A 12,737-nucleotide genomic window follows, 5' to 3' on the forward strand; every position below is an offset into this window, starting at 1 on the left:
GCTCGGGCGAAATAATAAGAACCGACCTTTTCCTAAACATCTCCAAGCAATTCATTGAGTAAATCCAAATCAACCACTATATCATGGCTGGTATTCTGTGTTCTGCAATAACACAGGGTATACTCATGATTAAAGTAATTGGATATTTGAAAATAATGATAGGTCAGGTATGTGTTCCGAACATCCGGAAATAGCTCAATCACCTTAATTCCCTTTGAAAAAACTAAATTCACCAAGCCTGCACCATGAATCGAAATCAACAAATCTGTTCTTTTGAATAAATCTATCTGATCCGCAACAGAAAGATCTTCAAGAAACACCCGCTTAACATTTCTCTTTTCCAGAAAATCTAATAACTCTACCTCATTGACCACCACCCTCGATTCTCTTCTAGAAATATAAATCCGTTCATGCTTATGGACTTTCTTAGAACTTTCAATTCTTTCGGCCAACCAATTCAAGCCATTTTTGGAATATAGGTGCAATGCATTGAATTCATCCACCTTGATCCTGTGAAAATTTACAGAAGACAATACAAGCTTTTTTGCTCTGATCTTCTTGTAGTTCCAAAGAAGCACTTTGTCTTTAGGAACCCCCAAAAGATCAAGAAATTGGAGCTGAAATTCGGTCGGCATCCTATCAATAACAATCGTTGGAAATTGCTTGTTGATAAACTCATATTCAAAATAGGAACGGAGCATAGGAAGCACTTCTGACACCCAGTGAAAATATGATTTACTTAAAACGTTCACCAATGAAAACACCACATCAAGGGTTGCTTCTGTCGGCAATCTCTTGAAACTCTGGATGAATTTCGAATCACCAGTTTTATCTAAATACCTCTTTGACCCAAGTGTACTCTCTAATAACACATTACCCCTTGAATCAATCGCAACGGCACAAAAACCAACCAAAAAGGCATTTTCGTGCTCAGTGTAAAAAGCCCCTTCGATGATATGCTCTTTGGAGAAAACATCAAGCCAATCAGGATTAGGCCCTGATACTACAGAATACCGTTTAGAATCAAGCTGGACTTTTTCTTCGACCGAAATAGCTACTAATCCATCATTGAATTTTTTAGAATGGACAATACCGTCACCAGTTTCCAACCTTCTTCTCCAACTTCTTCGAGATAAAATCCCAAAGAGTACTAATATCCAATGTGTCAACTTACCTATCAATACGCTGATTTGTTAACATTCTTCCAGAATATACCACAATCAGACGTGAAGTTAATTCTGATCTGGCAAACCCCTTAGGCGCGGATATTTCGGTGGCATATAGTTCCAGCTCACGGCTACACAGGTTTTCAAAAGTAATCTGCTCGGGCTTTTCGGTGCGCTCTACTGGATTCAAATTCATGAGTTGCTGGCGATCCTGAAATAAGGAATCGGCCTCCAAAATTCGCCTCCACGGCCAGAAATATAAGTTCTTCAGAAGCTTCACTTTGTCTTTTTAGAATCATTCATATCTTCAAAACTTTCTAAAATGCTTCTTCCTGTTAAACAGAAATTTATCCAAAACTTTCAAAAAATCCTGCCAAAGACCCGATTGCCTTTTCTGTTGATGATAATAGTAAAAGTCCCACCGCGTAAGATATCCCCGTTTTTTTGTGTTAATCGGTATACCTGCCTTTCTCAGAATTTTGACACCTTCCTTTTGCCACTTCCCCTGAAGGATGGCCGTGGAGTAGTAATCCAACGGATACCTGTGATGATTTTTATTGGGATCAGATGCATTGACCCCCACTGAAAAGAAGGGCCGATCGATCAGATCGGATCTGCTCACAGAATTTTTCTCAAACTCCCAACCGTTTTCCCTGGGATCGAGAATTGACAATAAAATAGCTCTGTCCCAGACGGCCGCCTGCAAAGATGTGCGATACTGACTCCCCTTTTCGATGACACCCACATTCGGAGCTCCTTCAATCAGTCGATCCGGTGGAGGAAAAGGGATCAACCTTAAATAGGCAGCCTTATTCTTTTCATAAAAAGAAAGCAGCTCCTCAATAGCTGAAGTCTTGATGGGCCCCTTTAGGATATAATCCTCCTGAAGGTATATGATATTAGGGCTCGTCAGACGTCCGGCTACTTCTATCAACATCTCCGACCAGCCCATCGATCTCCCAACCCTAATAGCGCCAATTTTTGAATGTTCAAATTCCTCCATCTCACTACATAAGTAAATAGGGAAGGGGCAATCGGGCCAAAATCGCTCAAAGGATGCCACCATGGGTGGCCATACATCTCTGTAGCCATCGCAGGACATGATCACAATCGGGTAGTCAGCGTAGTTAATCATTTATACGTAAATTCTAATGGTTGCGGTAGCTTTCGGAATATACCGCACTCAGACGTGAAGATAATTCTGATCTGGCAAATCGTCTGTGTGCGTTTTGGGATATTAAACTTCTACTCCAGCTACGTTCCGCAAACCGGGACAAGGCCATCCGCCAGGAATCTTCTGTCTGATCACTCACCAGCACGCCATTTTCCTCATCTATAAACTCCACAATCCCTCCAACAGCAGAAGCAATCACGGGACAACCGCTGGCAACAGCCTCTGCGCAAACTACACTGAAGGTTTCATAGTGCGAAGACTGAATGAACCCCTGACATTTATTCATTTGGAAAGCAATCTCCTCCTTGCTCATCGCACCCAAAAACTCAACCCTCCGCTCTAAACCTAAAGTCATTACGAGCAGCTTCATATCATCCAGCTGAGGGCCATATCCTCCAATGCGGAGATACATATCAGGAAAATCTGGAACCACCCTAAGGACGGCAAATGGATCTTTCGGATCTTTCCATTGACTGACCATGAAATAGACACCCTGATCCTTCGAAACATTCGTGTATTGAAAGATTTTCTGATCAATAACATTGGGAATCACCCTGGTGGTCAATGACTCATTGCCAGAAAATTTCCTGATGTCTTCAGACAAAGCCTCAGATACGGTCAGCAAGGTCATAGGATTAAAAAATATGCGTTCAATGCTTCGCCTTTTTTTCTTATCTGGAATATGGAAATTATAATGATAAGCACTCCAATGCTCCGAGACTATCACTGGTATGCCCACAAACTTCCTTAGCCAGTGCCAATACGTAAGCAATGGATAGGCTATGTGAAAATGTATATGCGAAAATGTCTTCAGGGATAACTTAAAAAATAGCAAATAAGCCAGTAGCAGGGCTGTAAGGATTTCAATCGCAAACCACCTTTCGGTTGGGAAATGTAAAATAAGGCTCTGCTCCCTGGCAGAGGACTGCTGAACCTCCAGCTTTGGCTTAGACCCATACACCACCTCCACATGCCAAACTTCACAATCAACCTCTGGAAGAAGTTCGATTTGATCCCTAATCCAAATCGCCCGTTTCTCCTGGGCCATGGACGGATACCAGTTGGCGATATGTAGGATTTTCATAGCGTAAAAATTGTTTTCCTGATACAATATTGGACTAACCTCAGGTTCTTAAAAGACTTTCTGGCACCAAATGCCTTGAGGGCTGATGAAATAGCCTTCTTCTTTAGTCCGTGATACATGAGTGCCTCTGCACGTTCTCTGTAAAACCTGGACGGATCAAGGAGGTAAGGTTTTTTCAATTCTTCTATAAAATCAAAAATCGGCTTGTAATTACCCTCTGACATTGAATCTGAACCTCTCTGGAGACGCTCTTTATAAAGGAATTGAGCTATTTTCTCACCAAAAAGCTGCTCCGGATGATCGAAATCCTTTGTCATGGCGGTAGTCACCGATCGGTATTGATAGAGCGCCGGAGAATGATTAATATTTCCAAATTCAAAGTGATGACTGGCACGGAGCAGCCAATCATAGTCTTCACTTATGTTTTTCAGATCCAAAAAAGCCTCTCTGTACCCTCCCACTTTGGCATAAACCTCATTTCTAAACATAATTGACGGTTTTTGAAAGATGTTTCTATACGGAATCAACTCTTTGAGTTGGTCCCTGCCTTCTGAAACTGAATAGGTGCCCAAACACAAATCATTTTCATCAATCAAGTCATAGTTAGTGCCTACAATTGATACCGAAGGATATTGCTCCAGAAAGGCTACCTGTGTTTCCAGACGCTTCTCATTGGAGACGTCATCTGCATCCTGAAAAGCAATCAAATTCCCTTTTGCCTCCCCAAACAGTCGATTCATAGTCTTCAGGTAACCCAAATTGGAAGGGTTAACCAACACTCGAATCCTGGGATCAGAAAAGCTCCTGATGACCTTCAAAGAAGAATCAGTGGATGCATCATCCAGCACGATCACTTCAAAATCCTGGTAGGACTGGTCAAGAATACTCCCAATAGACTGACGAATAAAGCGCTCGGCATTGAAGCACGGTATGAGGACGGAGACCATCATTTTCGACTCAGACCCTTTAGTCTTTCATACATAGCCATTACCTCTCCCGGGACTTTCTTATCATACCCAGATCTGTTAAATCGGCTTTCTGCAAATTCATGATCCACTTTGGCCTGAATAAAATCTTCGATTTTACGGAGGCACCCCTCCTCAAATAGCTGATCGTATTCTACAAAAAGCCAATCGTTGATATCCGCCTGATTAAAAGATCGCAAAATGTGAGAATACATCAGGAGCCAAACATTGTAAAGGCCTGAATCAGAAACCCTGAAGCCTTTTAGGTGTGGCGCATAGCTTAATTCCTTTTTGATACTCGCGTGTGTCTGTCCCGGATGTCGAAAAACACAAATCACCCGATGAGCCGACAGATGATTCTTCCAGTAGCTGTAAGTGTAGCTCATTCTTGGATCTTTAATACAGTAAGGCTCAGTCCTGATCACTTGCTGAATTCGGCTGGTAAGCGCCTCATTATCCGGGAATGTGGTTTCCATTGGCAATTGAGCAAGCCATCTCTGAGGAGAAACGGGCACAGGTGAGGGGAAAAAACGGTGAATCAAACGATCCTCCCGCTCTGGCAGGACACGCGCCAATATTTCCTCATTGATCTCATTCACATCCCGTGATTCAAAATTACCTTTTGGGTTCCGTTCATTCTTGCCAATGAGATTATCCCCTAAATAATAGCCGTTTTTACTGGTCAGAATTCCGGTCATCATACTGGTTCCGCTTCTTCCACTGCCGAGTACAATTAGATTATGCATAAACCTGCTGTATCATATTCTTCAAGATTTTATAGGTATTCATTTTCAGCGGATGCCTGAAAAGACATATCAGAAAAACTTTGAACGCCTGAGCCCACATGTTTAGAGATAAAAACCTACCTATTGCCCGATCATACTTCAAAGTAGGATCATTCAAATAAAACTCCAATAATGAAGCTCTTACTTCCTCAAATTCCTCCGTATCTCCTGACATTAAACTGTCAATACCTTTCTGTTTCCGTTGATCTGCCAAAAAATTAATCAGCTCATAGTTGATAAACCTTTGGTCATTTATCAAACCTATCCTATTGGTGAGGGACTCAGTGTGTACCCTGTAATTGTATAGCAAGTCCGGCAGGTTTACAGCCTCATACTTTTCAATGACTCTCATGGAAAAATCAATGTCCTCAGCGTGTGTAAAGTAGCGGTACAGGCCTCCTATTTCATTCAAAATGGACTTTCTAAACATCATCGTTGGGCCATGAAACTGGCTCCTTAATCTTATTTCCAGTTTAATGGTATCAAAATCTGTGGGCATAACATGGTTGCTAATAAAGGTACCCTTCGCATCATAAGAACGAAACCCACAACCACACATGCCTAATCTGGGGTTGCTGGTGAGCAATGAAACTTGTTTTTCAAACCTGTTCACATCGGACCAATCATCCCCATCATGCACGGTGACATAGACTCCTTCCGCATATTTGAGTAGAAAATCACAGATAGCCACCTTACCTCTGTTCACATCCGAGTGTAATCTGCGAATTCTACTATCCTCGTAAGCATCTATAATTTGTCGAGTTGAATCCACTGACCCATCGTCCGCTACCAGTACCTCAAAATCTTTAAAAGTTTGATTCAAAATACTCTCCAAGGCCTCGGACACATAGGCCTCAGCATTATAAACAGGTAATAGAACCGACAGTACAGGATGTTTAGGTGCGTCCATAAACAATCTAAGCTACTTGCTTTTGTCTGGAGTGTCTACGCTTTCGCAACCTCCCAATCAACACCAAAAATGACGTATAAAATGGCAGAAGTGGAATTTTATACCTGGCCAAGGTGCCGAAATTGGAGGTGGAGACCCCTACTGCGAAGGCAAAAACGAAGCTAAAAACAAAACAAAAAACGATCACAGGATCCTGAAAAATATCCCTGATTTTCACTCCTTTCACGAACATATAGATGGTCATAAGTAGCAAGGCAGCACTCTCCAACGCTGATATCAACATCAAAGGATTGGACACTTCCCATAAATAAGGCCTGAATAAACTCACATTGATAGCTGCCGGAGCCACCCTGAACATGCTTCCCCAGGACCCATCCAACATCCCTATATCATACCCGGAACCCGCATCCTTTCCCCAGCCATACCTGATGTCGTAGGATGTTATTGCGGCTGTCTCTGCTATATTGTCAATGGCATACTTACTGTTGTCCTCTCCTATTTGAAGAATAACATAATAGCCAATCCCAGCAATGACCACCGCCATAACCGGCGCTACCAAAAGCTTGAAAACAAAGTGAAATTTGCGTACTACATTCAGATAGTAAGAGATCCCTATTGCTGCCACAAATGCCATAAGGATGTAAACTTTGATAGAATAGATCAGAAGACAGGCTAAGAGCAGAATGGTTATGTTTGAAAAAGAAAAACCCTTCCTGAGGATTTTCAAATAGGCAAAGGCTGCCCACCCGAGGGCACCAAATGTAAGCGTGTCCTTTAGGATGCCAGAGCCCCAGAAAAAGATAGATGGGATGAACAAAACGCAAATTGCCAGCCACTTATACTGTGCAGGATATCTCTCGGTCATCGCCATATAAAAGGCCCACGATCCGGAAAAGCTGAATGCTGCAAATAGTATGGCCACAGCGGAGTAGGTATTGAAAGTAAATAATCCCAACCAACCTGCAATCCTCACAACAAAATAGGAATGGTCGTCGCGAAAATACCATATGTGACTGGAGTACTCATAGATATCTCCTTCGTGCACATTTTCCGCAAAAATCATTTTGAAAGCGATCATGGGATCATCTAAAAAGGCTTCCCATATCCATCTACTCCCATGTGTGAAATAGTTAAATGTGTCCCCGCCACCATAGTAAAATTGGTAAATTGAGCCCAGGGCTATCGCGCCAAAAAAACGCACCAGAAGTCCGGGGATGAAATAGGGTCTGAGCTGCCTGTTAGTCACAAATGGCCTGATCTGATAAGCCAGCAACAGCAGGACGAAAAAATAAACAGGTGTGATTAAAAGGTCTCTTAATACCATACAGAAGATGACCCCAATAGGGATGAAAATCTACTTTGCTCAAACATGATTCAAAAATATGAAGAATTTATATCAGACAATTTCATTCCCAATCACATCTTCATTGGTTCTTGACAGATAGGTATTGGTCCATTTGATCTGAGAGTCCAGGATTTCCTCCAATCCCAACCTGGGTACCCATTGTAATTTCGTCATTGCATGTGTGTTATCCGAAAAAATACACGGAATATCCCCGATACGTCTGTTTCTATATTCAAATCTCACACCCGCTAAGCGACGCTTGAGGGCCTCAGCCACTTCTAAAACCGTCATTCCATTACCCGAACCAACATTAATTACCTCCACCTGATCGGTATCCGTGGTGGAGAGTGCCTGAATGTGAGCCTCTGCCAGATCCTGGATGTGAATAAAATCTCGGACACACGTACCATCTCGCGTATCATAGTCTTCTCCATAAATCTCAATAAGCTCACCTTTCATGGCTTTCCAGACAATCTTGGGTATAAATCCGCTCTCCTCAGACGGGGTCTCGCCCAGTTCTCCTGTGTGGTCACTGCCTGCCGGGTTAAAGTATCTCAATATGATGCAATTAATATCCAAACCTGCGGAAAAGTCTCTGACAATTTCCTCACCAATTTTCTTGGTGTTGGAATAGGATGACGCCTGCCTATCTGCAACTGGTGATTGCTCATCAACCGGAAATTCTGCCTCCGCTCCGTATACAGAACAGCTGGACGAGAAAACCAATTTTGGAACTTTGAATTCATGGCAATACTTAAGCACATTCGTCAACGAAATGATATTGTTTTCATAATACTTAAGCGGATACTTCAAGGATTGAGGAATTGATTTCAGCGCGGCAAGGTGAATCAATCCGTAGAATTCATGTTCCTCAAAAACCACCCTCAAAGCTTCAGAAGCTAATAAATTGATGTTATAATTTTTGTAGCGTTTACCAGTCAAATTCTGCACTTGATCCGGTATAGTGGATGATGAGTTGCAAAAATTATCAATCGAAACAGGCTCAAACTTATCTCCTCGCAACATTTCCAAAGCAATTTGCGACCCGATATACCCACAGCCTCCCGTTATAAGCACCTTCTTTTTCACTACTTTCCTTATAGTTTCAATCCCAATGATAGTAATAAAACGAGAGGTTCTGAGTAGATCCTACAAAAGCCTTCCGCTAATCTTCATATAAAATCAAATTAAAAGGTGTTTTTTTGCCTCGTATGGGCCAATTGAATGTATTAATACTCGCACCCTACCCTCAAAAAGCCGCCCCTTCGCAGCGCTTTCGGTTTGAGCATTTTTTCAAATTTATGGAAGAAATGAAGTTGACTTATGACTTTAGCTCTTTTCTTTCTGAAAAGGCCTGGGCCATGGCTTATCAGCGGGGTAACTTCATCCATAAGGCATTTTATGTATTCAGGGGATACTTATCCAGACTAATAACCCTCTTCACATTAAACAGGTATGATTTCATTTTTATCCATCGGGAGCTCACACCCTTCGGTCCGCCAGTATTCGAATGGCTCATTGCCCGGGTATTTAGAAAAAAAGTGATCTACGACTTTGATGACGCCATCTGGATGGCCGACCAGCGTCAGGAAAACTTCCTTTGGAAAACCCTGAAATGGCGATCAAAAGTAGCCTCAATCTGCAAATGGAGCTGGAAAGTATCGGTTGGAAATCAATACCTCGGCAGGTTTGCCAGCCAATATTGCAATAACGTGGTACTCATGCCCACCATCGTGGATACTTCGGTTCACACTCCTCCATCTCATCAAGAGCGTCCAATGCCAGTCATTGGGTGGACCGGTTCACACTCAACCCTCTTTTATCTGGAAACAATTCTTCCTGCCCTGACCTTGCTACAGGAGCGGTTCGAATTTGAGTTTTTGGTAATTGCCAACAAAAATCCCAATCTACCCCTCAAACACTTTCGCTTTGTCCCCTGGAAAGAAGAAACGGAGATTGAAGACCTGAGTCTGATAGATATAGGTGTGATGCCTCTGGAAGACACCGAATGGTCAAAAGGGAAATGTGGATTTAAACTGATCCAGTACCTCTCACTGGGTGTACCGGCGGTCGCCAGCCCTGTGGGTGTAAATAACGAAATTATTCAGGAAGATTTGAATGGATACTTTGCCAGTAGCACGGAAGAGTGGGTATCCAGACTTTCAATTTTGCTTCGAGACCATCAAAAAAGAACGGCTTTAGGAAACAAGGGCCGATTATTGATTGAGGAGAAGTATTCTGTGAATAGTCAGAAGCTAACCTTCTTCAACCTATTCCGCGGGGCTTAAGCTCCTCCAAAGCCACGAAGGGCTCTGAAGTCTCCGAATCGTAAGCATCCAGCCGTACAGGAAGGGCTCCAAATGTGTCCAACGCATTGTCTGTATCCAGGACCTCCCCTGTAATCAGATAAAAATCCTCTGTCTGACTCATTCGTCCCAGTTCATTTTTAGTTGCCAGTTTTTCATGGATCTTCTCAAACCCCCGCTCACCGCCAAACCTCACTTGAATCAAAGGTGCACAGGCGCTTACCAAATCCACTACTTTAACTGACCGAAGCTTAGGAATCATAATAGTACCTCCAAAATCCCTGGCCATCTGGGCATGGATCAAATTGCGGGCATTATCCAATGAATCCACAAAACGGGTCAGCTCTTCGCTATATAAAGTGATGGTCTCACCGGAATCTAACTTTGATAGCTTATCCACTATGGAACCGGGAGAGCCTATCAGGTTGCCAAATCGAATGACCGAAGCTCGAAGCTCCGAACCATTGGACTTCAGCACCAACCGCTCTCCTGCTTGCTTGGAGTTGCCATAGACAGAAACAGGCTCCACTGCCTTGTCGGTAGAAATGAAGATGAGTTGTCCCACTCCCGTGCGTCGGGCCGCATGAATCACATTTTCGGTGCCCAAAACATTGGTCTTGTAGCATTCCGTTGGATTATCCTCACAGGTCCCCACCTGCTTCATAGCTGCGGCGTGTATCACCACATCCACCCCTTTGCAGGCTTCGGCCAATCTGTCCTCATCGCGCACATCCCCGATCACAAAATCCACCCTATTTACAAGGTTTCCTAATTGAAGTTTGAGATTAAAGTGCTTCAACTCATCTCTGGAAAAGGCCACAATGTGCGTCCCTTCATGCCTGAGCAACTCCCTAACCAGAAATGAGCCCAAATATCCTGCGCCTCCGGTGATCAATATTTTTTTATCTGAATGGTCTTCCATTGTCTAGAGTTGCTTAAGCTTCATTTTAGCCTCCTTATTGGCGGAATGACTCCTACTGGTAAGCTTTCTCACCTGCTTATAATACGCTTTAGCGGCCTCACTATCTCCTTCTTTTTCTGCTATCCTACCCAAATGTAACACCGCATAAATGTAGTAGCCCATGTCAGTAGCATCAGCCGCCTCTCCATACTCCATGGCTAGTTTAAAGTATTTCTTGGCATCCTCAAAATTGCGGTGAATTTCATTCATATGGCCCAGGAAAAAGGAAGCATACCTACCCGAATTGTATTCATACCCAGCCTGAGCACTGTCTATCCTGTTCAAAATGGATTTGCACTCTTTGGTGGCTTCTCCGTAGTTGCCCGATTGATAAAGGAGCCGTGTGTAAAATCTGTGAAAATAAGCATTGCCCGGAAAGGTTTTATGAAGGTACCCGGCCAACTGCATCGATCCCTGAATGTCATTTTCTTCATAATACGAGATCCGCATCAAATAATATTGTGCCTCAGTGCGGGTATAAAACGCATTGCGGGCCACGATTTTTAGCTGCTCGATTCCCTTTTCTTTATCACCATCCGGAAAAATAGCCATAACAGGCTTCAGGAAAGGATAATTTTCCGGCACCCACTCCCTGTAATAGTTAAACAGCGCATCCCCAAACAACAACTCCGGGCTCAGGTCGCCATTGCCCTTGCATTCCTCCAGATACTTCAGGGCATTCTTCCCGGCGTAGGCCGCCTTACCCCATTCTCTTCTTTCTGAATACAATCTCCCCTGAAAAGCATAGGTGGCTGCCAGCATAAAAGCCCCCTCTACCTTATTCAGGTCTTTGTACAGCCGCTCCGCCAGCATCATGGACGTGTCCATATAGGCATGAAAGGTCTTATCGTACTCCTCATTGTTGAAATTGGGAAGGATACGCCACCAGTAGTTTAGGCCCATGAGAAAATATGGCAGCGGATGCCAGCCATATTCCTTTCTCAGGTAATTAAAGTGGGACATGGATCGCTCAAAGCGAAAATTGTACATATCGTTGATTGCCTCAGTGGATTCCATCTGAATGAACGGATTGGCTAGTATGCTATAGTTGCTATCTATGGGTATTTTGGCAGTGAACTGCGCACGGGCACTATTCATCCAGGTGACACAACAGACAAAAATCAGGAGTTTCTTCATGTGGTAATCCTTTAGCAAGGAGCTAGTAGGCAACTATTGTTCCAAACGGAGCAAGGCTTATGAATTTTCATACGAAATTAGCGCCAATGAACGGGTTAAATAAGTATCGCCAACGATTTTTAGACGACTGGTATAACATAGACGGAAAAGCCTTCTTCTTCGTTTTATGTCTGCTCTACTTTGCCGCCTTTCTCATCAAAAGGATGTTCATCATTGATGGCATTGCGGCTTTTGAAATCCTGCAAGACCGTGGTGAAATGTGGATCATGGATGTCTTCTTCGGACTACAGTACCTTTCTGTACCGATCTTTATTGCCTGGAAATTTACCCTCACATCCTTCCTGCTATGGGTGGGTTGCTTTCTCTTTGGCTACAGGGTCACTTATGCCCAGCTCTGGAAAATGGTGATGATCATGGAGTTGGTTTTTATTGTCCCTGAGTTATTAAAAGTAGTCTGGTTCTCTGTGTTTGAAACCGATCCTACCTACCATGACTTTGTGGCTTACTATCCAATGAGCCTTATTAATTTCTTCAACTACGAACACCTGAATCCGCGCTGGATCTACCCCCTTAAGGCATTAAATCTCTTCGAAATGCTCTACTGGACAATGCTCATAGCTGGTATTTATTGGTTGAGCAATAAAAAATTGAAAATTTCGATTTTCATTACACTTAGCTCATATGTGCTCTTTTTCTTCCTTTGGATAATCTATTACCTGATTGTCTACAAGTGAATCCCGCGCCCTGATCGTCCGGACCCAACACCCCTACTTTTTAACAAAATTTATAGGTAAAGAAGGAATCAAAAATTCCATTTGGGAGTAAATAAGCTTTATAATCGCCTATATAAAGAATCGAATCCTCAGACATTATACCGCATTATTACTAATTTCGCCAAGTTGAC

The 12,737-nt window shown here is 43.0% G+C and carries 13 protein-coding genes; 2 read left to right on the forward strand and 11 right to left on the reverse strand.

What is annotated here, in order from left to right; translation table 11 throughout:
- Positions 1-32: 32 nt before the first annotated feature.
- From RIH33_RS00940 to galE, 9 genes are all read right to left on the reverse strand, one after another.
- Entirely contained in the window at positions 33-1,181 is a 1,149-nt protein-coding gene (locus tag RIH33_RS00940) for a glycosyltransferase family 61 protein (RefSeq protein WP_406649892.1), read from the reverse strand.
- Positions 1,171-1,446: a hypothetical protein gene (locus tag RIH33_RS00945; protein WP_406649894.1), complete on the reverse strand. Its 276-nt coding sequence runs from the start codon at positions 1,444-1,446 to the stop codon at positions 1,171-1,173. The genes RIH33_RS00940 and RIH33_RS00945 overlap by 11 nt, the downstream gene beginning before the upstream one ends.
- Positions 1,447-1,473: 27 nt before the next feature.
- Entirely contained in the window at positions 1,474-2,301 is an 828-nt protein-coding gene (locus tag RIH33_RS00950) for a hypothetical protein (protein ID WP_406649895.1), read from the reverse strand.
- A 13-nt stretch (positions 2,302-2,314) separates the two neighbouring features.
- The gene (locus tag RIH33_RS00955; RefSeq protein WP_406649897.1) at positions 2,315-3,424 is read right to left on the reverse strand and encodes a glycosyltransferase; all 1,110 of its coding nucleotides are present in this window, start codon (positions 3,422-3,424) and stop codon (positions 2,315-2,317) included.
- Complete coding sequence (locus tag RIH33_RS00960) at positions 3,421-4,374, reverse strand: glycosyltransferase family 2 protein (protein ID WP_406649898.1); 954 nt, start codon at positions 4,372-4,374, stop codon at positions 3,421-3,423. Before RIH33_RS00960 ends, RIH33_RS00955 begins: the two co-directional genes overlap by 4 nt.
- The gene (locus tag RIH33_RS00965) at positions 4,371-5,135 is read right to left on the reverse strand and encodes a sulfotransferase (RefSeq protein WP_406649900.1); all 765 of its coding nucleotides are present in this window, start codon (positions 5,133-5,135) and stop codon (positions 4,371-4,373) included. The genes RIH33_RS00960 and RIH33_RS00965 overlap by 4 nt, the downstream gene beginning before the upstream one ends.
- Positions 5,128-6,084 (reverse strand): glycosyltransferase family 2 protein, encoded by a 957-nt coding sequence (locus tag RIH33_RS00970; protein WP_406649902.1) that lies wholly within the window; start codon positions 6,082-6,084, stop codon positions 5,128-5,130. The genes RIH33_RS00965 and RIH33_RS00970 overlap by 8 nt, the downstream gene beginning before the upstream one ends.
- A 7-nt stretch (positions 6,085-6,091) precedes the next feature.
- The gene (locus tag RIH33_RS00975; RefSeq protein ID WP_406649903.1) at positions 6,092-7,408 is read right to left on the reverse strand and encodes a hypothetical protein; all 1,317 of its coding nucleotides are present in this window, start codon (positions 7,406-7,408) and stop codon (positions 6,092-6,094) included.
- Positions 7,409-7,480: 72 nt separating this feature from the next.
- The gene (galE, locus tag RIH33_RS00980) at positions 7,481-8,518 is read right to left on the reverse strand and encodes a UDP-glucose 4-epimerase GalE (RefSeq protein WP_406649905.1); all 1,038 of its coding nucleotides are present in this window, start codon (positions 8,516-8,518) and stop codon (positions 7,481-7,483) included.
- A 212-nt stretch (positions 8,519-8,730) separates the two neighbouring features.
- Between galE and RIH33_RS00985 the strand changes: the two genes are divergently transcribed.
- Positions 8,731-9,717 (forward strand): glycosyltransferase, encoded by a 987-nt coding sequence (locus RIH33_RS00985; protein ID WP_406658485.1) that lies wholly within the window; start codon positions 8,731-8,733, stop codon positions 9,715-9,717.
- Here RIH33_RS00985 and RIH33_RS00990 read toward each other — a convergent pair.
- Together RIH33_RS00990 and RIH33_RS00995 are read right to left on the reverse strand one after the other, a co-directional pair.
- Positions 9,695-10,657: an SDR family NAD(P)-dependent oxidoreductase gene (locus tag RIH33_RS00990; RefSeq protein WP_406649908.1), complete on the reverse strand. Its 963-nt coding sequence runs from the start codon at positions 10,655-10,657 to the stop codon at positions 9,695-9,697. The two genes, RIH33_RS00985 and RIH33_RS00990, sit on opposite strands and share 23 nt — an antisense overlap.
- A gap of 3 nt (positions 10,658-10,660) precedes the next feature.
- The gene (locus tag RIH33_RS00995; protein WP_406649910.1) at positions 10,661-11,833 is read right to left on the reverse strand and encodes a tetratricopeptide repeat protein; all 1,173 of its coding nucleotides are present in this window, start codon (positions 11,831-11,833) and stop codon (positions 10,661-10,663) included.
- A gap of 86 nt (positions 11,834-11,919) precedes the next feature.
- On the opposite strand from RIH33_RS00995, the gene RIH33_RS01000 reads away from it, so the two are divergent.
- Positions 11,920-12,567, forward strand: coding sequence for a hypothetical protein (locus tag RIH33_RS01000; protein ID WP_406649912.1), 648 nt, complete (start codon positions 11,920-11,922; stop codon positions 12,565-12,567).
- Positions 12,568-12,737: the final 170 nt, after the last annotated feature.

It is taken from the genome of Marinoscillum sp. (assembly GCF_040222955.1).
In the GTDB taxonomy this organism is placed as follows: domain Bacteria; phylum Bacteroidota; class Bacteroidia; order Cytophagales; family Cyclobacteriaceae; genus Marinoscillum.

Coding starts and splice junctions, on each gene's coding strand:
- RIH33_RS00950 (WP_406649895.1), bottom strand. CDS start 2,301: ATGATTAACTACGCTGACTACCCGATTGTGATCATGTCCTGCGATGGC.
- RIH33_RS00955 (WP_406649897.1), bottom strand. CDS start 3,424: ATGAAAATCCTACATATCGCCAACTGGTATCCGTCCATGGCCCAGGAG.
- RIH33_RS00960 (WP_406649898.1), bottom strand. CDS start 4,374: ATGATGGTCTCCGTCCTCATACCGTGCTTCAATGCCGAGCGCTTTATT.
- RIH33_RS00965 (WP_406649900.1), bottom strand. CDS start 5,135: ATGCATAATCTAATTGTACTCGGCAGTGGAAGAAGCGGAACCAGTATG.
- RIH33_RS00970 (WP_406649902.1), bottom strand. CDS start 6,084: ATGGACGCACCTAAACATCCTGTACTGTCGGTTCTATTACCTGTTTAT.
- RIH33_RS00975 (WP_406649903.1), bottom strand. CDS start 7,408: ATGGTATTAAGAGACCTTTTAATCACACCTGTTTATTTTTTCGTCCTG.
- RIH33_RS00985 (WP_406658485.1), top strand. CDS start 8,731: ATGGAAGAAATGAAGTTGACTTATGACTTTAGCTCTTTTCTTTCTGAA.
- RIH33_RS00990 (WP_406649908.1), bottom strand. CDS start 10,657: ATGGAAGACCATTCAGATAAAAAAATATTGATCACCGGAGGCGCAGGA.
- RIH33_RS00995 (WP_406649910.1), bottom strand. CDS start 11,833: ATGAAGAAACTCCTGATTTTTGTCTGTTGTGTCACCTGGATGAATAGT.
- RIH33_RS01000 (WP_406649912.1), top strand. CDS start 11,920: ATGAACGGGTTAAATAAGTATCGCCAACGATTTTTAGACGACTGGTAT.